Consider the following 23,414-nt stretch of genomic DNA (forward strand, 5'->3'; position numbering starts at 1 on the left):
ACCCCCGCCTGGAGCTGTTCGGCGGACGGCCCGTCCTCGGCTGCGGTGAGAGAAGTGATGCTGGCGGCGTGGTGCATGCGCCGTCACTCGGCGCTCGATCCCTTACCTCCCAACCGGAGTCCGTCATGCCCAACGTCCCGATGTCCCTGTTCCGTTCTCCTGCTCCCGGCCTGTGCCTGCGGGTCACGCGGTGGGCAGCGCTCTGCCTGACCCTGGTCGGTGCGTCACCCGTGCTGGCAGCCGATGCGCCGGCGCCGTTGGTGTTCACCCCGTATGCGTTCGAGACGCAGAAGCACGGCACCATCGACGCCGAGGCAGGCTATCTGGAGGTGCCGCGTCTGCATGCCGATCCCAACGGCCCGCGCATGCGTCTGCGGGTGGTGCGCCTGCCGGCAACGGGTGGCGATGGCAAGGCGGCGCCCGTGGTGTACCTGGCCGGTGGTCCGGGGGGCTCGGGGATCGGGACCGGGCGCGGACCGCGCTGGCCGGTGTTCGATCAGGTCCGACGCGAGACCGACGTGCTGCTGCTTGATCAGCGCGGGGCGGGGGAGTCCGAGCCGCCGCCGGCGTGCCCGCACCAGCACACGTTCGATGATGCGCAGCCACTGCAGCGCGATGCCGCGCTCGCCGCGCTGCGTGACGTCACCGCCCGCTGCGTGGCGTACTGGCGGGAGGCGGGCGTGGATCTGGCTGCTTATACCACCGCGGAAAGTGCCGCCGATCTGGAGGACCTGCGTCGTGCGCTGAAGGTACCGAAGATCAGCCTGTGGGGCATGAGCTACGGCACGCATCTGGCGCTGGCCACGGTGCGCCTGCACGGTGCCGGTCTGGACCGCGTGGTGCTGATGGGGACGGAAGGCCCCGACGACACGTTGAAGCTGCCGCTGTCGGCCGATGCGCTGCTGGCTGAGTTGAGCGTGCTGGCCAAGGGGGCGGGATTCGACGATCTGACCAGCTCGGCCACGCGCGTGCTGGCAGCACTGCGCGAGCAGCCACGCCAGGGGCGTAGTGTCATGCATGGTGGCAAGCCGGTGATGATCGGCGCGTACGACGCGCAGTTGGCGATCAGTGCCTGTCTCGGGCGTCGCATGACCCAGCAGTGGCTGCCGCTGATTCTGCGCGACGCCGAGAACGGCGACTACGACCTGCTGGCGGCGATGGTCCTGCTGCTGCGCAGCGAGCATGGCAGCTACGGCGCTATGCCACTGGCGATGGATGTGGCCTCAAGCCAGACTCCGCAGCGCCGCGCACTGGCCGAGGCGCAGGCACGCGAGAGCCTGTTCGGCGATGCGCTGAACTTCCCGTTCCCGGCACTTGGGGACGGCATGGGACTGGTCGATCTTGGCGATGCTTTCCGTGGGCCGCTGCGCAGCACGGTGCCGGTGTTGTTCATCAGTGGCACGTTGGATGGGCGCACGCCGCCCGCCAACGCCGAGGCACTGCGGCCGGGGTTCAGCGACAGCCGCACGCTGCGGGTGCGTGGAGCCAGTCACGACAACGAGCTGTGGCTCGGGAACCCTGCCATCGCCGCGGGCATTACGGACTTCCTGGCGGGTCGGCCGATGGGTGATGCGGAGCTGGACGTGGGGGCGCCGGTGTTCGCGCGGAGCAAGAGCGATCTGGTGGATCCGCGCGGGCGCTGAGAACGGCCCGTAACTGCGCCTGTGTGCAGGCGCCGTGGACCGACCGAGGTGTATGGTTTCGGCTGGCCCCGGCGCTTACGCCCACACAGGAGGTCGCGATGACCGATTCAACGGTGGCATCCGTGCACGGCACGCCCGACGATTACGGCGACACGCTGTACCGGGTCTACTTCGAAGTGGGCGAGTGGGAAGGGATCGCGCGCGATGCCATCATTGCCTTCCTTGTCGAGCGTGCCAACGATCATCCGGCCTTTGATTTCGACGCCTCGCTGCTGCACGCGCGGCCCCACGGTTATGAAGTGGACCTGCCGATGCAGCTGATTCCCGAGGTGGTACGTGCCCTGGCCGAGCGGAATGTAGCGGTGTATCAGGTGGTCCGGCTTGGCGGGATCTGACCGGCACGCCGCCTGCCCGGGGCAGGGGCCGTTGGCAGTACCTGCGCATGTCCGCCTCGGCTAAGATGGCCGCCATCCCAGGAGACCGGCTGCACGGCAAGGAAGACCGATGTGTAAGTCAGCCCGCGATTCAGTAGCCGCGTCAGTGCGATGGGCAGCCGCTGCGCTGTTGTTTCTCCCGCTGCCTGCGATGGCCTCTGATTTCACCGGGTTTCTGACCCTCTACATTGCCATGCCGATCTTCGCGCTCACCGGGGTGGTGCTTGGTGTCCTGCTGATCTTCCGTCGTCTTCTCTGGGTACGTGTCGTGGGGACGGTTGTCGGTGTGCCGATCCTTCTTGCTGGTATCGGTGTCGCTTGCGTGGACACCTGGCGGCTCTGGCCGCAGACCACTCACGGCGAGCCTCTTCTTCGGGCGACGGCAGTCATCCTTTGTGCGTTGGTGTGGCTGACGCTGGCAGCCTTGGTCTGGCTGCTATGGCGTTGGCCGTCACGGCCCCGGCAAACCGGCACGCCCACCGCTGTATCGCAGGCGCCGGATTCCCCATGATCACCGGCGGGCGCACTGCGCGCCCGTTCCACCCATTTTCCAACCCGGATAGAGGCAGCAATGGCGGATCCTTACAACAGCGGTGGCCGCGCAGGCCCGGCAACCCGGCTCGACGATTCGATGGTGACCACGGCGATGGAGCTGCCCGGCTTCCGCGTGGTGCGCAGCCTGGGCGTAGTGCGCGGCATCACCGTGCGTTCTCGGTCGATCGTGGGCAACTTCCTGGGCGGGCTGCAGACCATCTTCGGCGGCAACATCACCATCTATACGCAACTGTGCGAGCAGGCGCGCGAAGAGACCTACCGGGACATGTCCAACCATGCGCGCATGCTCGGTGCCAACGCGATCATCGCAATGCGCTATGACGCTACCGACGTGATGACAGGCCTGACCGAAGTGCTGTGCTACGGCACGGCGGTGATCGTCGAACCAACGCACCTCTAAGCTGCCCGCTCGCGATACGTCCCGCGTATCGCAGCCTCCTGTGGTTGGTATTGGCATCCGCGCCGCAGCGGGCGGATGCTGTCTGCATGACAATCAACGACACACTTTCTTTCGCTGGCCAGGTAGCTCTGGTCACCGGCGCCGCCGGTGGCCTCGGCTTCGCCTACAGCCAGTTGCTCGCACAGCGCGGCGCACACGTGGTGATGCAGGATATCGGGGCCGGGCTGGATGGCACCGGCAGCGATCCGCAGCGGATCGATCAGGCAGTCGCGCACCTGCGTGCGGCTGGCCTCTCCGTCGAGGCCAGCCATCAGGGCATCGCTACCCGCACCGGGGCCGCCACACTGGTCGCCGAGCTGCTGCAGCAGCATGGCCGCCTGGACGTGATCCTGCACAACGCAGGCTGGGTCGAGTATCAACAGATCGAGGCCGTGGACGAGGATCGCTTCGACCACATGATGGCGGTCGCGGCCAAGGCGCCGCTTTGGCTGGGCCAGGCGGCCTGGCCGGCGATGCAGGCGCAGGGGCATGGCCGCATCGTGCTGACCACCTCCGACCGCGCGCTGTATCCGCAGTACGTGCAGCACGGGCTGGCGGCCTACGCGGCGGCGAAGTCGGCCGCGGTCGGCATCGTCAACGTGCTGGCGGCCGAGGGCGCGGCGCATGGCATCGTGGTCAATGCGGTGTCGCCCGTGGCCAAGACCCGCATGTGGGGCGTGGAGGGTGAGCCGGATGAACTGTATCCGGAGGCGGTAGCACCCGGCGTCGTGTTCCTGGCCTCGCGCGCCTGCACCGAGGGTGGCTGGATCCTGCGCGCGAGCAATGGCCAGTTCCATGCCACGCGGCTGACCGAGGCCCAGGGCGTGCGCTATCCGCGCGACCTGCAGGCGGTGTCCGCCGACAGTGTGGAGCAGGTCGCCGCGCAGTGGCCGCAGATCGCCAAGGCCGCCATCGAGCCGCGCTGACGCCTGCGCGCGCGCCGGCGTACTACCCTTGGGGCTGTTCTCCCGTTCCGGCACCGCCCCATGGTCGATCTCCGCCAGCTCCGTCAGTTCGTCGCCGTCGCCGAGGAACTGCACTTCCACCGTGCGGCCGCGCGGCTGCATATGTCGCAGCCACCGTTGACGGCGGCGATCCGCAAGCTGGAAGAGGAGATCGGGGCGGAGTTGATCCAGCGCGGCAACCGCACGTTGGGGCTGACAGTTGCCGGCCAGACGCTGCTGGCCGAAGCACGTCTGACCTTGCAGCAGGCCGACCACGCGTTGCTCGCCACCCGTGATGCCGCCGCCGGGCGCACGGGACTGGTCAGGCTGGGCTATGTGGGCAGCGCGCTGTACGGGCGGTTGCCGCAGGTGATCCGCGCCTTCCGTGCGCACCATCCGCAGGTGCGGCTGGAGCTGATCGAAGCGACCTCGTCAGGTCAGCTCACGCTGCTGCGCGAGGGCCGCATCGATGTGGCGGTGCTGATTCCCCCGATTTATGATGCGGCGGACATGCGGCTGCAGGACTTCGATGAGGACCGCTTGGCCATTGCATTGCCGCGCGCCCATCCGCTGGCGCAGCAGGCCACCTTGCCGATTGACGCGCTGGCGGCCGAACCGTTCGTGCTGTGGCCCGCGCGCGAGGGGCAGGGCTTCCACGCGCAGGTCATCCGTCTGTGTGCCGATGCCGGTTTCAATCCGCAGGTGGTGCAGGAAGCGCACGGGATGCATGCGGTGCTGTCGCTGGTAGCGGTGGAGGCCGGTGTAGCGATCGTGCCCGCCAGCATGGCCGGCTTTCGTCCCGACGAAATCATCTACCGGCCGATCACCGGCGAGGCGGCGCGCTTCGCCTTGCAGCTGTGCACGCCGGCCGGCGAGCCCGCGCCCGCGCTGCGCCATTTCCTGGGTCTGGCCACGGAGGCGTCTCCACCGCACCGCCTCAACGCGTGCGCTTCACCCACGCGCGCACCACCAGCGCGATGAGCGCGGTGAACACCAGCCACGAGATGACGTCGAACACGCCGTCGCCGATCAGGGCGCTGACCAGCCCGACCACGCTGGCCAGTGCGATCCACGCCGGGGCGATGAACGGGCTGCGCGGTGGTTGCACCGGCGCGTTCATGCGGCACCGCCGGTCTTCGCGGCGCGCTCGATCTCGGTGACGCGTGCCTCGGTACTGCCGCGCTTCACCCACAGGTACAGGCCACTGATCAGCACCACGATGGTGAGCAGATCCAGCAGCGCCCACAGGATCTTCAGCGGCAGCTTGCCGTAGTCGCCGAAGTGCAGCGGCTGGCTCAGCAGCAGCACGCTCATGTAGGTCGGCAACTGCGGCTGTGCGGTGAGCTCGCCGGTCTTGGCATCGATCAGCACCGGGCGATACAGGCGCTCGGTGAGCGCCGTGTTGCCTTGCATGAACACCCCATAGTGATGGTCACCGCTGTAGCCGGTGCCGGGGAAGCTGACGAATGCCGGGCGCATGCCGGGCTCGGCCGCGCGGGCGGTGTCCACGGCGCCCTGCAGCGAGGCCAGGGTGGCCGGTCGCGGCTGGCCGGCATAGCGGGCCGCGAACTCGCCAAGCTGCTCGCTCTGCCAGGCCTGTTCCAGTGGCTTGGCGATGGTGTTGATGGCACCGGTGATACCCACGACCAGTGCCCAGCCGAGGGTGACGATGCCAAGCACGTTGTGCAGATCCAGCCAGGCCAGCCGGCGGTTGCGGCCGGTGCGCAGCGTGCCGAAGCGCTGCTTGCGCATGAACGGACCGTACAACACCAGGCCGGAGATGATCGCCACCGCGAACAGCAGCCCCATCGCGCCCATGAACAGCATGCCGGGCAGGCCGAGGAACAGATCGGTGTGCAGCCGGTACAGGAAGTACATCACCCCTTCGTTGAACTGCGCGGCGGGTAGCACCTCGCCTGACGTCGCGTGAAGCAGGGCGGTGTGCATCTGCGGCGGCGGCGTGTCCGCGCGGGCCCCGGTGTTGACGTACACGGTGGGCGCGTCCGGATCCCAGCCGACGAACAGCGGCACATCGCCGGGATACTGCGCCAGCGCGGTGCTTACCTGCGCGTCCAGATCACGCGGCGTGGCGTCGGCGGCGGCTGTGGCGACTTCCGGCTCGCCGAGGTGGGCGATCTCCTCGGCGAACACCAGCGGCAGCCCGGTCAGGCACAACAGCAGCAGGAACAAGGTACAGACGAGGCTCGTCCACTTATGGATGACGAACCAGGTTTTGATGGTGGCACGTTGCATGAAGGCTCTCTGGCGTACGTCGGGAGGCAACGGAAAAGCCACACCGGCATTGGCGAGCGATTATCCGGATGCGCCGTGGGAATACAAACGACTCTCACCCCTCCCGGCAGCAGCGCCTGCTGTCAGCGAAGTCCTTCTGCCACGCAGCGGATGCTGAGCCAGGCGCCGCCGCCCGGGGCATCCCCGGCGCGGACACGGAACCCATGCAGGCCGGCGATGGCGGCCACGATCGACAGCCCCAGGCCGAAGCCCTCGGTGGGCTCGCCGCCAGTGCCGGCACCGCCGCCGCGGAAGAAGCGCTGGTAGATCAGGCTGCGGTCCTGCGGCGGAATGCCCGGGCCGTTGTCGATCACATCAATGCGCGGGGCGCCATTGTCGTCCACCGCCCGGAGCAGGATCCGGCCTCTGGCCGGGGTGAAGTGAAGGGCATTGGAGAGCAGGTTGGCCAGCGCTTCGAACAGCAGCTCGCGGTCGCCCCAGAGCGTGCCCACCTGCGGATCGATCTCCAGCAGCAGCTGCTGCTCCTTTTCTTCGGCCAGCGGCAGGTAGAACGCATGCAGTTCCTGCAACAGCTCACCCGCATCCAGTTCGACGAAGGCGGAGCGGCGCTGGTGACTTTCCAGCTCGGAAACGCGCAGCAATGCACCGAAGCGCGCCATCAGCCGGTCGGTCTCGGTCAGCGCCTTGTCCAGTTGGGCGGCGCGCGGGTCGTCTTCCTCCAGCCCGACGCGGGTGCGGTAGAGATGTGCGCGCAGGCGGGTGAGGGGCGTGCGCAGATCATGCGCGATGCTGTCGCACACGCCTTTGACCTCGGTCATCAACTGCTCGATGCGTTCGAGCATGGCATTGACGATGCTCGACAGGCGGTCGATCTCATCGGGGCGGCCGGAGACGGGCAGGCGCTGGCCGAGATCACCGGCGATGATGCGCTTGGTGGCGGCTTCGATCTCCTGGATCCGTCTGAGCGGCCGACGGCGCAGGATGTGCCAGCCGGCCAGGCCGGGAATAATGGTCAGCGAGACGCCCCAGAGCAGCGCATCGAGAATGATGCTGTTGACCGCGGTCAGCTTTCCGCTCTGGCGGACGAACACCAGCAGGCGGCCGTCGCGGGTGGCCACGCCAAGGGCGCGGCCGGGTGCGTCGATCGCGCCGCTGCGCAGTGACCAGCGGTCCACCGCCCGGGCGCGCCCATCGATGCGCAGGCCATCGGGAATCGCCCGCAGCGGGCCCGCCAATGGCTGCCCGTTGCGGTTGAAGATGCCGTAGGCGTAAGCCCCGTGCAGGTCGTAGCGCAGGCTGTCGCGCAGTGCGTCGTCCAGCGCCTGGCCCTCGAACTTCCCGAACAGGTGCGCGCGCTGCTGCAGCCCGGATTCGGAGAGTTCATTGAGGTAGTCCGACACGCGCCAGTACATCACCCCCAGCAGCACGCTGGACCAGGCCACGAACAGTACGCAGTACAACCCGAGCAGCCGGCTGCTGGACGAGCGCCAATGGTCAGACATGGTCGTCCAGGACATAGCCGGTGCCACGCACGGTCCGGATCGGCTGGCCATGCCCCGGCTGGTCGATGCGCTTGCGCAGGCGACCGATGTGCACATCGATCAGGTTGGTGCCGGGATCGAAGTGATAGCCCCACACCTCCTGGAACAACATGGTGCGGGTGACCACCTGGCCGGCGTTGCGCACCAGGAACTCGAGCAGTTTGAACTCGGTCGGCAGCAGGGTGATCTCCTCGCCGGCGCGGCGCGCGGTGCGGGTCATCAGGTCCAGCTCCAGATCGCCGGCACGCAGCAGATTGTCCGCCACGGCGGGCTGGCCGTGGCGACGGATCAGCACCTCCACGCGGGCGGCCATTTCATCCGAGGCGAAGGGCTTGGTCAGGTAGTCATCGCCGCCGGCACGCAGGCCGCGGACCCGCTCATCCACATCGGAGAGTGCGCTGATCATCAGCACCGGGGTGGTGATGCCCTGGCGGCGCAGGGCGGTGACCAGGGCCAGGCCGTCCATGCCGGGCAGCATGCGGTCCAGGGTGATCACCGCGTAGTCGCCGCGGCAGGCCATCGCCAGGCCGTCCTCGCCGTTGCCCACCCGGTCCACCTCGAAGCCGTGGCTGCGCAGTTCCGTGGCGATTTCCTCGGCGGTGACGAGGTCGTCCTCGATGGTGAGTACGCGCGGCATGGGCCACTTTGACGGCTGGGACCGGTGCATCGTCGCAACCCACCGGGGGGGACTGCAAATGAAAAATGTTTCATGCGGTTTTCTCCGGATCCTCCCCCCGGTTCTCCTATATTCGCCCCGAGCAGTGGCCCTGTCGCCCGGGCCGCGTGCCCCGTTCACGCCTGGAATACCGTCCCCCATGACTGATCCGCTCCCGTCCTTCCCGGCCTCCGGCCGGTTGTCCTGGCCCTGGCGCCTGCCGGTGCTGGGGCTGGCCGTGGCGTTGGCGTTGGCCGCCTGCAGCAAGGAAGCGCCCAAGGCGAAGGGACCGGCGCCGGAGGTGACGGTGGTCACCCTGCAGACGCAACCGTTGGCCCTGGCCCAGACGTTGCCCGGGCGCACCGTGGCCTCGCAGGAATCGGATGTGCGCCCGCAGGTCTCCGGGGTATTGCAGGCGCGGTTGTTCGAACAGGGCGAGATGGTGAAAGCCGGACAGCCGTTGTTCCAGATCGAACCGGCGCTGTACCAGGCCTCGGTGAACGAAGCGCAGGCCAACCTGCGCACGGCCCAGGCCAGTGCAGTGGCGGCGGGGTTGCGTGCAAAGCGCATGCAGCAGCTCGGCGTCGGTCAACTGGCGGCGCAGCAGGACGTGGATGATGCAGTGGCCACCCACCAGCAGGCCGAAGCGGCGGTGCAGGCGGCGCAGGCGGTGCGCGATACCGCGAGAACCAATCTGGGATTTTCGCGGGTGACCGCGCCGATCAGCGGGCGGATCGGCCGCGCGCTGTTCACCCCGGGCGCGCTGGTGACCAACGGCCAGGCCGAGCCACTGGCGCGGATCCAGCAGGTGGATCCGATGAACGTGGATATCACCCAATCCAGCAACGAGTACCTGGCACTGCGCCGCGCAATCGCCGAGGGCGGCGTGGAGGCGACCACCGCGCCGGTGCAGCTCAAGCTCTCCGATGGCACCGACTACGCCCTGACCGGCACGCTGGAATTCGCCGACATCGATGTGGACCAGGAAACCGGTAGCATCACCCTGCGGGCCCAGTTCCCGAATCCAGAGGGGCAGCTGTTGCCCGGCATGTACGTGCGCGCCCAGGTCGGCCAGGGCACGCAGCAGCAGGCGCTGCTGGTGCCGCAGGCGGCCGTGGACCGCAGCCCGAAGGGCGAGGCGCTGGCGTGGGTGGTGGGCGCGGACGGCCGCGTGCATCAACGGACCTTCACCACGGCGCGTGCGGTGGGCGACCAGTGGCTGGTACTCGACGGCCTGCGTGCCGGTGAGCAGGTCGTGCTCAGTGGCCGCCAGGGCCTGAGCGAGGGCGCTACGGTACGGATCAAGCTAGCGGGCGCCGCCGCACCGGCCACGGCGCCCGCCGCCGCGCCGGCCGGCGAAGGCTGAGCCGCCGATGCTGCCGCGCTTCTTCATCCACCGCCCGGTCTTCGCCTGGGTCCTGGCGATCTGCATCATGGCGCTGGGCACCATCGCGGTGACCCAGCTGCCGGTGGAGCAGTACCCGGATATCGCGCCACCGCAGGTCAACATCACCGCCAACTACACCGGCGCCTCGGCGCAGACAGTGGAAGACAGCGTCACCCAGGTGATCGAGCAGCAGATCAAGGGTATCGACCACCTGCTGTATTTCTCCTCCACCAGCTCGTCTTCGGGCCAGGCGCGGATCACGGTCACTTTCGACCAGCGCGCCAACCCGGACATCGCCCAGGTGCAGGTGCAGAACAGCGTCAACCAGGCGATCAACCGGCTGCCGCAGGAAGTACAGCAGCAGGGCGTCACCGTTGCCAAATCACAGGGCGATTCGCTGATGGTGGTGTCGCTGTATGACACCCACCGGCGCATGGAGCGGGTGGACGTCTCCGATTTCCTGGTCAGCAACGTGCAGGACCCGATCAGCCGCATTCCCGGCGTGGGCGAGATCAACGTGTTCGGCTCGCCCTATGCGATGCGCATCTGGCTGGACCCGCACAAGCTGCGTGCCTTCGATCTGATGCCCTCGGATGTGCGCACCGCGATCCAGGCGCAGAACACCCAGGTCACCGCCGGTGAGCTGGGTGCGCTGCCCACCGGACCGGAGCAGGCGCTCAACGCGACCGTCACCGCCCAGTCGCGGCTGCAGACCGCCGAGCAGTTCCGCGCGATCATCCTGCGCACCCTGCCCAGCGGCGCGGCCGTGCACCTGAGCGATGTGGCGCGGGTGGAGATCGGCGCGGAGAACTACCAGACCAGCAGCTTCCTCAACGGCTATCCCGCGGCCGGTTTCTCGGTGACGCTGGCCTCCGGCGCCAACGCGCTGGAAACCGCCGATGCGGTGCGGGCCGAGATCGAGCGGCTGCGCCCGAGCTTCCCGCCGGGGCTGGAGGTGGCCTATCCACGCGACAGCACGCCGTTCGTGCGGGTCTCGATCGAGGGTGTCATCCACACCCTGATCGAGGCGATCGTGCTGGTCGTGGTGGTGATGTTCCTGTTCCTGCAGAACCTGCGTGCGACGCTGATCCCGGCAATCACCGTGCCGGTGGTGTTGCTGGGCACGTTCGGCGTGCTCGCGGTGGCCGGCTTCACCATCAACACGCTCACCCTGTTTGCGATGGTGCTGGCGATCGGCCTGCTGGTGGACGATGCGATCGTGGTGGTGGAGAACGTCGAACGCATCATTCATGAGGAGCACCTGCCGCCGCGCGAGGCGACCGAAAAATCGATGGGCGAGATCACCGGTGCGCTGGTCGGCATCACCGTGGTGCTCGGTGCGGTGTTCCTGCCGATGGCCTTGTTCGGCGGCTCCACCGGCATCATCTACCGGCAGTTCTCGATCACGATCGCCTCGGCGATGGCGCTGTCGGCACTGGTCGCGCTGACACTGACCCCGGCGCTGTGCGCGACCCTGCTCAAGCCATCGAGCGCGCAGAAACCGCCGGGCCGCTTCTTCGCCTGGTTCAACCGTGGCGTGGAACGCAGCCAGAACGCCTATCGCGGCAAGCTGGGCGGCATCGTGGCGCACCCGCGGCGCTGGATGGCCCTCTACGTGCTGCTGGTGATCGGCGTGGTCGTGTTGTATGCACGGATGCCGACCGGCTTCCTGCCGGTGGAGGACCAAGGGCAGGTGACGTTCCAGTTCTCCACCCCGGAAGGCACGCCGATGGCGCGGACCGAGGCGCTCGGCGAGCAGATCAGCCGCTACTTCATGGACCACGAGAAGGACAGTCTGGACGTGGTGTTCGTGGTGGTCGGCCGCAACAATGCGGGCACCGGCCAGAACGCGGGGCAGGGGTTCATGGCGCTCAAGCCGTGGTCCGAACGCGATGCCAAGCACAGCGCCGGGGCGATCATCGCCCGCGCCAACGCGCACTTCCGCAACCTGCCCGATGCGAAGGTCAACGTGCTGGCACCGCCGGCGGTGCGTGGGCTGGGGCAGTCCAGCGGGTTCGAGCTGTGGTTGCAGGACAACAGCGCTGCCGGCCGCCCGGCGCTGCAGGCCGCGCAGGAAAAGGTGGTGCAGGCCGCCAGCGACGACGACCGGCTCACCTCCGTGCGGTTGAACGGTCTTGGCGACAAGGCCGAGCTGCACCTGGACATCGATCAGGCCCAGGCCAGCGCGCTGGGCCTGGCCCAGGCCGACATCAATTCAACGCTGTCCTCCGCCTGGGGCGGCACCTACGTCAACGACTTCCTCGACCGCGGCCGGGTCAAGCGCGTGTACGTGCAGGGCGACCAGCCCTACCGCAGCGTGCCCGACGACATCGGCCAGTGGTATGTGCGCGGCAGCAACGGGCAGATGGCCTCGTTCGCCAGTTTCGCCAGCAGCCACTGGTCACGTGGGCCGCAGCTGCAGCAGCGCTTCAACGGTCTTCCGGCGATGCAGATCCAGGGCAGTGCCGCCGAAGGACGCAGCTCCGGCGAGGCGATGCAGACCATGCAGTCCCTGGTGGCCGATCAGCCCGGGTTTGAGCTGCAGTGGAGCGGGCTCTCCTACCAGGAACAGCTGTCCAGCAACCAGACCCTGTGGCTGTACGCGGCCTCCATCGCCTTCATCTTCCTGTGCCTGGCCGCGCTCTATGAGAGCTGGACGGTGCCGGTGGCGGTGATGCTGGTCATTCCGCTGGGCGTGATCGGCACGGTGATCGCCACCACCGTGGCGGGCTTCGTCAACGACATCTACTTCCAGGTGGGGCTGCTCACCACGATCGGTCTGTCGGCCAAGAACGCGATCCTGATCGTCGAGTTTGCCGAGGCCGAGTACCGCGCGGGCAGCTCGGCGGTGGACGCGGCGCTGAAGGGTGCGCGGCTGCGTCTGCGGCCGATCGTGATGACTTCGCTGGCCTTCGTGGCCGGTGTGATCCCGCTGGCACTGGCGACCGGCGCTGGCGCGGTGAGCCGGCGCGAAATCGGTATCAGCGTGATCGGCGGGATGTTCTCCGGCACGCTGCTGGCGATCCTGCTGGTGCCGCTGTTCTTCGTGCTGGTGCGGCGCCTGGGCAAGGCCCGGCCCGATCCGGTGGCAAAACACTGAACGGCGGCCTCCCCGGACCCCCGATTTCATCTTGTTGACCCATTCCGTTCACGGTTTCGATGCCGCTAGGCCATTAGCGTAGATCGTCCCCACACCGCTTGGAGACACGCCATGAATCCCCTGCAGACGGTCGCTCGGACCATGCGAAACGGGTTGGAAGAAGTGGCGGCCCTGCTGGTCGGCCAGCGCGCCGAGTCACTGCGCGAGGACGATACGGCCGCGCCCGGGGTGGGCATCCCGATGCCGCGCCGCCTGCCCCTAAAGCGCCCGCTGCTGCATGGGCGCAAGGGTATGGCCCCGTGGCAGAAGGTCGGCCCGGGCCGGCGCTAAGCGCGGTTGGCATCGGCGGGGTGGTTGACCCCGTCATTCACCGGCACCTCGCCGATATCGAAGGGATTGACCCCGTCCAGGCAGCCGAGGTTGTAGCCATATTCATCCGGTGAAGAACGTCGCTGATGGTGCGTGTAGATACCGCACACGCTGCAGAAGTGGTGGCGGGCGACGTGCGTGTTGAACTGATACAGCCGCAGTTCGTCATGGCCCTGCACGATCTCCAGATCCGCCAGCTTCACCGAGGCCACGATCGCGCCGCGGCGGCGGCACATGGAGCAGTCGCAACGCCGCGGCGAGACCACGCCGTCGGGCAGGTGCAGACGCAGGACGACGGCGCCGCAATGGCAGCGCAGCAGATGGTGGCACTGGATCGGCACGCCGCCGATGGTGGTCAATCCCTGCATGAGGGGCGCTTCCCGGGTAGCCGTTGGTGACCAAGTATGCGATTGGGTGGGCAGGCGACGCCATGTGGTGCCGGGTCCCGGGGTGAACGGCGGCCCGAAGCTGAACAGGCTCGACATGCAGCGCACACAGGCCTTATGGCTAACTAGCGCCCCGGATAGACGACGGATCGATGCGTGAAGAAGGCAGGACGATGGGGGCTGGCGCTGCTGATGCTGCTGGCGGCGCTGTGGATCACCGGTTTGCTGGCCTATCAGCTGCCCGGTCCAGGCTGGTTGCGGTATCTGCTGGTGGGCCTGTGGGCGGTGTTCGCCGTCACCGGCGCGATCGGCGTCGCGCGTGCGCGCGCCGGGCGCTGGCCGGGCGTCCTGTACGGCGTGGCACTGGTGCTCTCGGGCATCTGGTGGCTGCTGCTCACTCCCCGCCAGGATCGGATCTGGGCCGACGACGTCGCCCAGCGCCTGAAGGTGGTCGAGGTCGATGGCCCACGGGTGGTGCTGGACAACGTGCGTGACTTCACCTGGCGCAGCGAGACCGACTACGACGCGCGCTGGGTGCGCCGCGAGTACAACCTGGACCAGCTGCGCTCGGCCGACCTGATCATGTCCTACTGGATGGGCCCGGCGATCGCGCACACGCTGATCTCGTTCGGGTTCGATGATGGCCGCTACCTGGTGTTCTCGCTGGAGATCCGCAAGGAGCGCGGCGAGTCCTTCTCCGCACTGGGCGGGTTCTTCCGCAAGTTCGAGATGACCCTGGTTGCTTCGGAGGAGACCGACATCGTGCGCACGCGCACCAACGCGCGGGGCGAAGATGTCTATCTGTACCGCCTGCACGGCATGACCCAGGAACAGCTCCAGGCCTTGTTCGTGTCCTACCTCGGCGAGGCCCGCAAGCTCGACGCCGCACCGGCGTTCTACAACACCCTGACCAGCAACTGCACCACCATCGTGTACGAACTGGCCAAGCAGATCGCGCCGGGGCTGCCGATGGACTACCGGCTGCTGGCCTCGGGCTACTTCGCCGAGTACGCGCGTGACCTGGGCGTACTCACGCCCGGCGTACCGTTCGAGACGTTGAAAGCGCGCGGGCGGATTACCGACCGTGCGCGGGCAAGCAGCGAGACCGATGATTTTTCACAGGTGATCCGCCGGGGCGTCCCGGGGACAGGGCAGGGAAGCGTTCCATGAGTTCCGCATTGAAGCTGTTGCCGCACCGCGAGTTGCCGATGCTGGCCGTGGTGCTCTCGCTGCTGCTGTCCAGTGGCTGTGCGATGGTCACCATGAAGCAGGTGGCGCCGACCGACTACCTCGCCAACAAGCGCGGTGACGTGCTGACCTCGGGCAAGCTCAGTGCTGCCTCGCAGGAGACGCTGAGCGTGATCGGGATGGACGTGGCGCAGTGCGAGAAGGACGTGGCCGCGTGCCAGAAGACGCTGGGACATACCGACGTGCTGCCCGAAGAGCAGCGCCTGTCCGCGCAGTCCGAGCTGTGGGTGAAGACGGCGCTGGCGCTGACCCCCAAGCCCAAGGACCGCGAAAAGACACCGATGTCCGATGCGGCGCTGGACGCCTGGCTGGAAGCGGCACGCTATGCCTATGCGTACCTGTTCTTCAGCGGCCGCACCCCCTCCGACCGCGCCTTCGAGGATCGCCAGACCCAGGTGCGCGATTACTACAATTACGCCGCCGAACAGACCGCCTCGGTGGTGTTCAAGCGCAGCCGCGAGAGCGCGCTGGAAGGCGAGGATTACAATGCCGCCGTGGCGGGCGAGCGCTGGACGCTGACCGCCGATTTCGACGAGCTGCGGATGCAGACGATCCCGACCCGGATGGTGTCCGCCTCGGCGCTGAGCTTCGCCGGCCTGCGCAGTACTTATCGCCGTGATGGCTTCGGTGCCGAGCTGGTGGTGATCATGGACCCGCCCAAGCTGGTGGCCCCCGCCGATGGCGAAAAGGTGGAGATTCCGCAGTACAGCGAGATGTCGGCGATCAACGCCACCGCGCTGCTGCGCTTCAAGGGCGACACCCTGCAGCAGGTGCTTGATACGACCCAGGTACTGTTCGAGGTGTACTCGCCCGAATCCACCGAGCGCGTGGACCTGCACGGTGAGAAGGTGCCGCTGGCCGGCAACTTCACCGCTGCCTACGGTATCTGGCTGGCGCAGTCCGGCTTTGCCACCCAGTCGCTGCGCACGCTGTTCGGCCTGAGCGAGGGCATCGGCGCGCCGCACATGTACCTGATGCAGCCGTGGGATCCCAATCGCCGCATCATCTTCATGCTGCACGGCCTGGGCAGCAGCCCGGAAGCGTGGGTGAACGTGGCCAACGAGATCATGGGCGATCCCGAACTGCGCCGGCATTTCCAGGTCTGGCAGGTGTATTACCCCACCAACGCCCCGATCGCGCTCAACCGCTACGAGATCAACCAGGCGTTCAACAACACGCTCAAACACTTTGACCCGACCGGCATCACGCCGGCTTCCAAGGACATGGTGTTCATCGGCCACAGCATGGGCGGTGTGCTCGCGCGCCTGCTGGTGACCTCCTCCGGTGATGTGCTGTGGAACGATCTGCTGGCCAACTACGACCTCAAGGGCGAGCGCCTGAAACGGGTGGAAACCAAGCTGGGGCCGCTGCTGCATTTCACCGCCGAACCGAACGTGGAGCGGGCGATCTTCATCGCCGCCCCGCACAAGGGCACGGACATCGCCGGCAATCGGCTGGGACGCCTGATCGGGCGGCTGGTGCGGCTGCCGATCACCCTGTTGGGCAAGTTCGAGGATGTGTTCGTGACCCTGCAGGAATCCGAATCGGCCAACAGCACCACCAAGCTGCAGATTCCCAACAGCATCGACAACCTCAAGGCCAGCGATCCGTTCGTGAAGGCCGCCGGTGCGCTGCCGATCACGCCGGGGCTGAAGTACCACTCGATCATCGCCCAGCGCAAACCGGAAGTGCCGTTGCTGCAGTCCGATGATGGCCTGGTGCCTTACTGGAGCGCGCACCTGGAGGGGGCGGTGTCGGAGAAGGTGATCCTCTCCGGGCACAGCGTGCAGGAAACCCCGCAGGCCGTGCTGGAGATCCGCCGCATCCTGCGTGAGGATCTTGAAGAGGTCGGCGACACGCATCCGTAAGGGGCGTGTCCCGCTGAGCGTCAGATCCGCCGCGCGACGACCACGCTCGACAGCGCCAGCCCCAGCATGATCGCGAAGGTCAGCAGGTAGCCCAGCACCTCGCGGCCCTCCAGGAACAGCGCGAACAACGAGCCGGAGATCGCCAGCGTAGTCGCCACACCGAGGGCCTCGCTGAGCTGCAGGGCAGACGTGTTGGCGCCCTGGTGCTCAGGTGCGGACAGCGACAGCGTCAGCACCGACAGGCTGGGGTAGATCAAGCCCATGCCCAGGCCGGTCAGTATCCAGCCCACCATCGCCGACCACAGCGGTATGCCGGGCTGGATCGCCAGCGAGGTGGCCAGGATGCCCACGCACATCAACAGCGCGCCGGACTGCAGCAACTGCCGGCGCGACCAGCCACGCTGCTGATGGCCCTGCAGCCAGGAGCCGGAGAACCAGCCCAGCGCGCCCAGGCTCAGCGCCACACCGGCCAGAACCGGCGTCAAGCCGCGTTCGCGCTGCAGCAGCAGGGGCAGGAAGGCTTCGCAACCGAAGAACGCCGAAGCGGCGATGCCGCGCAGCGCGATCACGCTGGGCAGGCCGCGGCGCAGCATCAACGTGCCGGTCGGCAACAGCTTCCAACTGCACAGCGCCAGCACCGCCAACGCAGGGCCCAGCAGCGAGATCGCAAACCAGCCCTGTTGTTGCCCGCCGATGTACAGCGCCAGCGCACCCAGGGAGGCACCCACGGCCCAGGGCACCACGTTGCGGTCGGTGCTGCCTGCGGCTACGACGCCGACCTGGCGCAGGGCGGGGCGCAGCAGCAACGCCGCCGGGATCGCCAGCAGCGGCACGATCAGGAACACCCAGCGCCAGCCCAGGTGCTGCACGATCAGGCCGCTGATGCTGGGGCCGATCAACGAGGGCACCACCCAGCCGGCGGAGAACGCGGCGAACACGCGCGGCCGCATCGGCTCGGGGAACGAGCGCCCGACCAGCACGTACAGCGCAACCGAAATCGCACCGGCGCCCAGGCCCTGCATCAAGCGGCCCAGCACCAGTACCGGCATGTGCTGGGCGAGCCCGGCCACCAGCAGGCCGGCGACGAAGCAGGCCAGACCCAGCCACAGCGGCCGCGCCGGGCCGCTCTGATCACTCCAGCGGCCGGACAGCGTCATCCCGATCACGCTGGTGGCCAGGGTGCCGCCGAACGCCAGCGCGTACAGCCGCAGCCCGTCCAGATCATGGGCGACGGTCGGCATCGCCGCGGCCACGGCCAGTGCCTCGAAGGCGTGCAGCGAGACCAGCGCGACCATCCCGATCGTGGTGGCACGGTAGGCCGGTGACAGGATCGAGGGGATCGGAGTGCCCGCCACCGGAGCGGTGGTGGGCGAAGACGAGGCGTCAGCGGACATGCGGATTCCAGACATCGGGAGGAGGGCCGGGCTTGCACTGCACCCCCGGCGGCGCGCAGGATGCCACCTGAACCAAGGTTGAGGTCAAGCAGTGATCGCGCAGGAACTGAGTGTAGGCGACGTCGCCAAGCGGAGTGGTGTGGCCGTATCGGCATTGCATTTCTATGAGCGCAAGGGGCTGATCCGCAGCCTGCGTACCGCCGGCAACCAGCGCCGTTTCGCGCGCGACGTGCTGCGCCGGCTGGCGGTGATCCGCGTCGCCCAGCGCGTCGGGATGCCGCTGGAAGCAGTCGCGACCGCGTTTGCTGCGTTGCCTGAGAACAAGACGCCGACCAAGGCCGAGTGGGCGAAGATGTCGGCGCTGTGGCGCAGCGAGCTGGACCAGCGCATCGAGCAGTTGCTGCTGCTGCGCGACCAGCTCACCGACTGCATCGGCTGCGGCTGCCTGTCATTGAAGCGCTGCCGCCTGACCAACCCCGGTGATGCGCTCGGCGATCAGGGCGACGGCCCGCGCCGCTGGGAATAGGGCCGGCCGCTGGCCGGGGCCGGCCTCACCAGACGGTGAAGACCTGCCCGCTCTGTATTCCTTCCACGCTGCGCTGGTAGGCCAGCGATGCGCGCTGCGCGGTCACCGGTTCAAAGCCCGGGAAGTACGCACCGTAGTCGTCCATCGATTCGGCCAGCACGTTCGGGCTCACAGCATTGATGCGCAGCCCACGCGGCAGCAGCTCGCAGGCCGCAGCGCGCACGAAACCTTCCAGCGCGGCGTTGGCGGCCGTGGCGTTGGCACCATCGCGGATCGGCTGGGCACTGATGATGCCGCTGGTCAGCGTGATCGAGCCGCCGGCATTCAGGTGATGCTGGGCGGCCAGGCTCAACCGCACCTGGCCGAGCAGCTTGTCCTGCAGGCCGAGGTTGAAGTCTGCCGGCCGCATCTGGGCCAGTGGACCGAAGTGCACCCGGCCAGTGGTGGCGATCACAGCGTCGACCCTGCCGACCTTGGCGAACAGCTCGTCCACGCTGGCATCGTCGGTCAGATCGACCTGCACATCGCCACCGTGGCGGCCGGCGCGGATCAGTTCGTGGTGTACGCCGAGCGTGCTGGCGACCGCCTGGCCCAGGGTGCCGCTGGCGCCGACAAGAAGGATCTTCATGTGCATGTCTCCCGTAAACGTAGGGGTAGCGCCACGCCCTGCGTGGCTGCTTCTTGTTCCCGCATCGCGGGCCAGCCACCCATGGGGTGGCTCTACCCGGTCAGGGGGCGGCCAAGGTAACGCCACGCCATGTGTGGCTGCGTTTGGCCGTCAATCATTTGCCGCCGACAATGTCTGCCCACGCGTGGTCGCCGCGTCGATCGCGCGTGCCACGATGGCCTCGAAACCCTCGGCCTGGAAGCTCTCGATTGCCGCCTGGGTGGTGCCGTTCGGCGAGGTCACGCGGCGACGCAGTTCGGCAGGGGCTTCACCGGATTCATCGAGCATGCGCGAGGCACCGAGCAGCGTCTGTACCACCAGCGTGCGGGCGGCCTCGGCAGGCAGGCCCTGTGCAATGCCGGCTGCTTCCATCGCTTCGGCCAACAGGAACACATAGGCCGGGCCACTGCCGGAGACCGCGGTGACGGCATCCATGCGCGCTTCGTCATCGATCCACACGGTGCGCCCGGCGCTGGCCAGCACGCTATCCGCCTGCGCGCGCTGCGCGGCGCTGACCCCGGCGGTGGCGAACAGCCCGGTCACACCGGCACCGAGCAGGGCGGGCGTATTGGGCATCGCACGGACCACGGCCTGGCCACCGCCCAGCCAGCGGTCCAGCTGGCCGCTGGTGATGCCGGCCGCGATGGAGACCACCAGCGGCTGTTTGCCTTGGGCGATATCGGTCAGCGAGGCGCAGACATCGCGCAGCACCTGCGGCTTCACCGCCAGCACCCAGACCGTGCCCTGCGCGGCGGCTTCGGTTGCGCTGGCGTAGGTCTTGATGCCGAACTCGGCGGTCAGCTGCTCGCGCAGGTCGGTCACCGGCTCGGCGACATGGAGGCTGGCCGGGGCTACGCCCTGCCGGACCAGGCCGGCGATCAGGCTGCGGGCCATGTTGCCGCCGCCGATGAAGGTGATGGGGGACGTACTCATGAACTCTCCTAGGAGCGGGCGGGGCACTCAGGCCGGTCGCGGGCGTGCGCCGAACAGCGCGGTGCCGATGCGGACCATGCTGGCGCCATGGGCGATGGCGTCAGGGTAATCGCTGCTCATGCCCATCGACAGCGTATCCACGTGCGGATGCGCTGCGGCCAGTGTGGCGAACAGCGCGGCCATGCGGGTGAAGGCGGCTTGGCGACGCTCGGCGTCCGGCCAGGGCGCCGGGATCGCCATCAGCCCGCGCAGGCGCAGCTGCGGCGCCGAAGCGATGGCGGCCGCGAGCGCGTCGATGTTCTCCGGCGCACAGCCGTGTTTGCTGTCCTCGTCATCGATGTTGACCTGGATCAGCACGTTCAGCGGCGGCTGGCCGGGCGGGCGGTGCGCAGCCAGCGCGGTGATCAGCTTGGGCCGGTCCACGCTCTGCACCCAGTCGAAGTGGCGGGCGGCCAGCTCGGCCTTGTTGGACTGCAGATGGCCGATCAGGTGCCATTCCAGGCCCAGCGCCGCCAGCGCCTGGATCTTGGCGACCGCCTCCTGTACGTAGTTCTCGCCGAAGGCCCGCTGGCCCTGCGCGGCCAGCGCCTGCACGGCCTCGGCCGGCTGGGTCTTGGAGACCGCCAGCAGGACCGGATCTGGCCGTCCGGCGGCCACCGCCGCGTTGTGCAGGTTCGTCAGGATGGCAGGCAGGGGCTGGGTGGTCACGGCGGGTCCGGTGGATCAGGGGCTGGAGCGTATTGTGCACATCTCGCTCTATACTGCCGCCCGGGGAAAGAACCTTCCAGTCGCAGCAGTCATGGGGAGTAGCAGCGCATGGATATCGCCGAGCTGTTGGCGTTTTCTGTAAAGAACAAAGCGTCGGATCTTCATCTGTCGGCCGGCCTGCCGCCGATGATCCGCGTCGACGGCGATGTCCGTCGCATCAATATTCCGGCCCTGGACCACAAGCAGGTCCACGCGCTGGTGTACGACATCATGTCGGACAAGCAGCGCCGCGATTATGAAGAATTCCTCGAGGTCGATTTCTCGTTCGAGATTCCCTCGCTGGCGCGCTTCCGAGTCAACGCCTTCAACCAGAACCGTGGCGCGGGTGCGGTGTTCCGTACCATTCCGTCCGAGGTGCTCACGCTGGAAGACCTGGCCTGCCCGCCGATCTTCCGTGAGCTGATCGATCAGCCGCAGGGCCTGATCCTGGTCACCGGCCCGACCGGTTCGGGCAAGTCGACCACGCTGGCGGCGATGATCGATCACATCAACAAGAACGAATACGGCCACATCCTCACCGTCGAGGATCCGATTGAATTCGTGCACACCTCGCAGAAGTGCCTGATCAACCAGCGCGAAGTGCATCGCGACACGCACGGCTTCAACGAAGCGCTGCGCTCGGCCCTGCGTGAGGATCCGGACATCATCCTGGTCGGCGAACTGCGCGATCTGGAAACGATCCGTCTGGCGCTGACTGCTGCGGAAACCGGCCACCTGGTGTTCGGCACGCTGCACACCAGCTCGGCCGCCAAGACCATCGACCGCATCATCGACGTGTTCCCCGCCGGCGAAAAGCCGATGGTGCGCTCGATGCTGTCCGAGTCGCTGCGCGCGGTGATCTCGCAGGCGCTGCTGAAGAAGGTGGGGGGGGGGCGTACGGCCGCCTGGGAAATCATGGTCGGCACCCCGGCCATCCGTAACCTGATCCGCGAGGACAAGGTTGCGCAGATGTACTCGGCGATCCAAACCGGCCAGCAGCTGGGCATGATGACGCTGGACCAGCACCTGCAGGATCTGGTCAAGCGCAGCCTGATCACCCGCAACCAGGCGCGCGAGTACGCCAAGGACAAGCGGATTTTCGAATAGTGGTAGTGCCGGCCGCTGGCCGGCTCCTGAAAACCTTCGGAGTACACCGCGATGAGCACCACCACCATCGACTTCACCTCGTTCCTCAAGCTGATGGCGCACCAGAAGGCGTCGGACCTGTTCATCACCGCGGGCATGCCGCCGGCGATCAAGGTCAACGGCAAGATTTCGCCCATCACCCAGACACCGCTGACGCCGCAGCAGAGCCGCGACCTGGTGTTGAACGTGATGACGCCGGCGCAGCGCGAAGAGTTTGAAAAGACCCACGAATGCAACTTCGCCATCGGCCTGTCCGGTGTCGGCCGCTTCCGCGTGAGCTGCTTCTACCAGCGTAACCAGGTCGGCATGGTGCTGCGCCGGATCGAGACGCGCATTCCCACCGTGGAAGAGCTCAGCCTGCCGCCGATCATCAAGACGTTGGCGATGACCAAGCGCGGCATCATCCTGTTCGTGGGCGCAACCGGTACCGGCAAGTCCACCTCGCTGGCGGCGATGATCGGCTATCGCAACCACAACTCGACCGGGCACATCATCACCATCGAAGATCCGATCGAATTCGTGCACAAGCACGAGGGCTGCATCATCACCCAGCGCGAAGTAGGCATCGATACTGACAGCTGGGAAGCGGCACTGAAGAACACCCTGCGCCAGGCACCGGACGTAATCATGATCGGCGAGGTGCGTACCCGCGAGGGCATGGACCACGCCATCGCCTTCGCCGAAACCGGCCACCTGGTGCTGTGCACACTGCACGCCAACAACGCCAACCAGGCGATGGACCGCATCATCAACTTCTTCCCGGAAGACCGTCGCAACCAGCTGCTGATGGATCTCTCGTTGAACCTCAAGGGCGTGGTCGCCCAGCAGCTGATTCCCTCGCCGGATGGCAAGTCGCGCAAGGTTGCGATGGAGATCATGCTCGGCACGCCGCTGGTGCAGGATTACATCCGCGATGGCGAGATCCACAAGCTCAAGGAAGTGATGAAGGACTCGGTCCAGCTGGGCATGAAGACCTTCGATCAAAGTCTGTTCGAGCTCTACCAGGCCGGCGAGATCAGCTACGAAGATGCGCTGCGTTATGCCGATTCGCAGAACGAAGTGCGCCTGCGCATCAAGCTCTCGCAGGGCGGCGATGCACGCACGCTGTCGCAGGGGCTGGACGGGGTGGAGATTTCGGAAGTCCGCTGAGCAACGGAGTTCCGCAGAGCGTCCGCGGGC

Annotated in this window: 23 protein-coding genes; 14 read left to right on the forward strand and 9 right to left on the reverse strand. The window is 67.4% G+C overall.

Going from position 1 to position 23,414, the window contains the following annotated elements:
• Positions 1-125: 125 nt before the first annotated feature.
• From EDF74_RS01725 to EDF74_RS01750, 6 genes are all read left to right on the forward strand, one after another.
• The gene (locus EDF74_RS01725) at positions 126-1,643 is read left to right on the forward strand and encodes an alpha/beta hydrolase (RefSeq protein ID WP_260232163.1); all 1,518 of its coding nucleotides are present in this window, start codon (positions 126-128) and stop codon (positions 1,641-1,643) included.
• A 98-nt stretch (positions 1,644-1,741) separates the two neighbouring features.
• Positions 1,742-2,038, forward strand: coding sequence for a hypothetical protein (locus EDF74_RS01730; RefSeq protein ID WP_221180322.1), 297 nt, complete (start codon positions 1,742-1,744; stop codon positions 2,036-2,038).
• A gap of 190 nt (positions 2,039-2,228) precedes the next feature.
• The gene (locus tag EDF74_RS01735) at positions 2,229-2,588 is read left to right on the forward strand and encodes a hypothetical protein (RefSeq protein WP_148045897.1); all 360 of its coding nucleotides are present in this window, start codon (positions 2,229-2,231) and stop codon (positions 2,586-2,588) included.
• A gap of 60 nt (positions 2,589-2,648) precedes the next feature.
• Positions 2,649-3,032, forward strand: a complete 384-nt coding sequence (locus tag EDF74_RS01740; RefSeq protein WP_123728530.1) for a YbjQ family protein — start codon at positions 2,649-2,651, stop codon at positions 3,030-3,032.
• An 86-nt stretch (positions 3,033-3,118) separates the two neighbouring features.
• Positions 3,119-3,997, forward strand: coding sequence for an SDR family NAD(P)-dependent oxidoreductase (locus tag EDF74_RS01745; protein ID WP_123728531.1), 879 nt, complete (start codon positions 3,119-3,121; stop codon positions 3,995-3,997).
• A 60-nt stretch (positions 3,998-4,057) separates the two neighbouring features.
• On the forward strand, positions 4,058-4,996 hold the full coding sequence (locus EDF74_RS01750; protein ID WP_123728532.1) for a LysR family transcriptional regulator: 939 nt from the start codon (positions 4,058-4,060) through the stop codon (positions 4,994-4,996).
• Here EDF74_RS01750 and EDF74_RS01755 read toward each other — a convergent pair.
• From EDF74_RS01755 to EDF74_RS01770, 4 genes are all read right to left on the reverse strand, one after another.
• A complete protein-coding gene (locus tag EDF74_RS01755) occupies positions 4,953-5,135 on the reverse strand; it encodes a hypothetical protein (RefSeq protein ID WP_123728533.1) in 183 nt (60 codons plus the stop codon). The genes EDF74_RS01750 and EDF74_RS01755 overlap by 44 nt on opposite strands.
• Positions 5,132-6,268: a PepSY-associated TM helix domain-containing protein gene (locus EDF74_RS01760; protein WP_123728534.1), complete on the reverse strand. Its 1,137-nt coding sequence runs from the start codon at positions 6,266-6,268 to the stop codon at positions 5,132-5,134. Before EDF74_RS01760 ends, EDF74_RS01755 begins: the two co-directional genes overlap by 4 nt.
• A gap of 122 nt (positions 6,269-6,390) precedes the next feature.
• Entirely contained in the window at positions 6,391-7,770 is a 1,380-nt protein-coding gene (locus EDF74_RS01765; protein WP_123728535.1) for a sensor histidine kinase, read from the reverse strand.
• Complete coding sequence (locus EDF74_RS01770) at positions 7,763-8,446, reverse strand: response regulator transcription factor (RefSeq protein ID WP_123728536.1); 684 nt, start codon at positions 8,444-8,446, stop codon at positions 7,763-7,765. The genes EDF74_RS01765 and EDF74_RS01770 overlap by 8 nt, the downstream gene beginning before the upstream one ends.
• A 178-nt stretch (positions 8,447-8,624) precedes the next feature.
• On the opposite strand from EDF74_RS01770, the gene EDF74_RS01775 reads away from it, so the two are divergent.
• The 3 genes from EDF74_RS01775 (at position 8,625) to EDF74_RS18050 (ending at position 13,281) form a co-directional block, all read left to right on the forward strand.
• A complete protein-coding gene (locus tag EDF74_RS01775; protein WP_260232164.1) occupies positions 8,625-9,830 on the forward strand; it encodes an efflux RND transporter periplasmic adaptor subunit in 1,206 nt (401 codons plus the stop codon).
• Between the two features lie 7 nt (positions 9,831-9,837).
• Positions 9,838-12,951 (forward strand): efflux RND transporter permease subunit, encoded by a 3,114-nt coding sequence (locus EDF74_RS01780; protein WP_123728537.1) that lies wholly within the window; start codon positions 9,838-9,840, stop codon positions 12,949-12,951.
• Positions 12,952-13,062: 111 nt separating this feature from the next.
• Positions 13,063-13,281, forward strand: a complete 219-nt coding sequence (locus EDF74_RS18050) for a hypothetical protein (protein WP_148045898.1) — start codon at positions 13,063-13,065, stop codon at positions 13,279-13,281.
• Here the strand turns inward: EDF74_RS18050 and EDF74_RS01785 are convergent.
• Positions 13,278-13,688 carry a GFA family protein gene (locus EDF74_RS01785; protein ID WP_123728538.1) on the reverse strand — a complete coding sequence of 137 codons (411 nt, stop codon included), beginning with the start codon at positions 13,686-13,688 and terminating at the stop codon, positions 13,278-13,280. The genes EDF74_RS18050 and EDF74_RS01785 overlap by 4 nt on opposite strands.
• A 210-nt stretch (positions 13,689-13,898) precedes the next feature.
• Between EDF74_RS01785 and EDF74_RS01790 the strand changes: the two genes are divergently transcribed.
• Both EDF74_RS01790 and EDF74_RS01795 read left to right on the forward strand, forming a co-directional pair.
• A complete protein-coding gene (locus EDF74_RS01790; protein WP_123728539.1) occupies positions 13,899-14,876 on the forward strand; it encodes a DUF4105 domain-containing protein in 978 nt (325 codons plus the stop codon).
• A complete protein-coding gene (locus tag EDF74_RS01795; protein ID WP_123728540.1) occupies positions 14,873-16,822 on the forward strand; it encodes an esterase/lipase family protein in 1,950 nt (649 codons plus the stop codon). Before EDF74_RS01790 ends, EDF74_RS01795 begins: the two co-directional genes overlap by 4 nt.
• Positions 16,823-16,842: 20 nt before the next feature.
• Here EDF74_RS01795 and EDF74_RS01800 read toward each other — a convergent pair whose 3' ends face one another.
• Positions 16,843-18,216 (reverse strand): MFS transporter, encoded by a 1,374-nt coding sequence (locus EDF74_RS01800; protein WP_123728541.1) that lies wholly within the window; start codon positions 18,214-18,216, stop codon positions 16,843-16,845.
• Positions 18,217-18,307: 91 nt separating this feature from the next.
• Here EDF74_RS01800 and soxR point away from each other — a divergent pair, with 91 nt between their 5' ends.
• The gene (soxR, locus tag EDF74_RS01805; protein WP_184997011.1) at positions 18,308-18,742 is read left to right on the forward strand and encodes a redox-sensitive transcriptional activator SoxR; all 435 of its coding nucleotides are present in this window, start codon (positions 18,308-18,310) and stop codon (positions 18,740-18,742) included.
• A 25-nt stretch (positions 18,743-18,767) separates the two neighbouring features.
• On the opposite strand, the gene EDF74_RS01810 is transcribed toward soxR, so the two are convergent.
• The 3 genes from EDF74_RS01810 to EDF74_RS01820 all read right to left on the reverse strand — a co-directional run bounded on the left by EDF74_RS01810 (position 18,768) and on the right by EDF74_RS01820 (position 21,050).
• Positions 18,768-19,370, reverse strand: coding sequence for a short chain dehydrogenase (locus EDF74_RS01810; RefSeq protein WP_123728542.1), 603 nt, complete (start codon positions 19,368-19,370; stop codon positions 18,768-18,770).
• 150 nt (positions 19,371-19,520) lie between these two features.
• Complete coding sequence (proC, locus tag EDF74_RS01815) at positions 19,521-20,342, reverse strand: pyrroline-5-carboxylate reductase (RefSeq protein WP_123728543.1); 822 nt, start codon at positions 20,340-20,342, stop codon at positions 19,521-19,523.
• A gap of 27 nt (positions 20,343-20,369) precedes the next feature.
• Complete coding sequence (locus EDF74_RS01820) at positions 20,370-21,050, reverse strand: YggS family pyridoxal phosphate-dependent enzyme (protein ID WP_184997013.1); 681 nt, start codon at positions 21,048-21,050, stop codon at positions 20,370-20,372.
• 108 nt (positions 21,051-21,158) lie between these two features.
• Here EDF74_RS01820 and EDF74_RS01825 point away from each other — a divergent pair, with 108 nt between their 5' ends.
• Together EDF74_RS01825 and EDF74_RS01830 are read left to right on the forward strand one after the other, a co-directional pair.
• Positions 21,159-22,196 carry a type IV pilus twitching motility protein PilT gene (locus tag EDF74_RS01825; RefSeq protein ID WP_123728544.1) on the forward strand — a complete coding sequence of 346 codons (1,038 nt, stop codon included), beginning with the start codon at positions 21,159-21,161 and terminating at the stop codon, positions 22,194-22,196.
• Positions 22,197-22,247: 51 nt separating this feature from the next.
• Positions 22,248-23,384, forward strand: a complete 1,137-nt coding sequence (locus EDF74_RS01830) for a PilT/PilU family type 4a pilus ATPase (RefSeq protein WP_123728545.1) — start codon at positions 22,248-22,250, stop codon at positions 23,382-23,384.
• Positions 23,385-23,414 lie beyond the last annotated feature (30 nt).

Source organism: Stenotrophomonas rhizophila, from assembly GCF_003751305.1.
GTDB classification, from domain to species: domain Bacteria; phylum Pseudomonadota; class Gammaproteobacteria; order Xanthomonadales; family Xanthomonadaceae; genus Stenotrophomonas; species Stenotrophomonas rhizophila_B.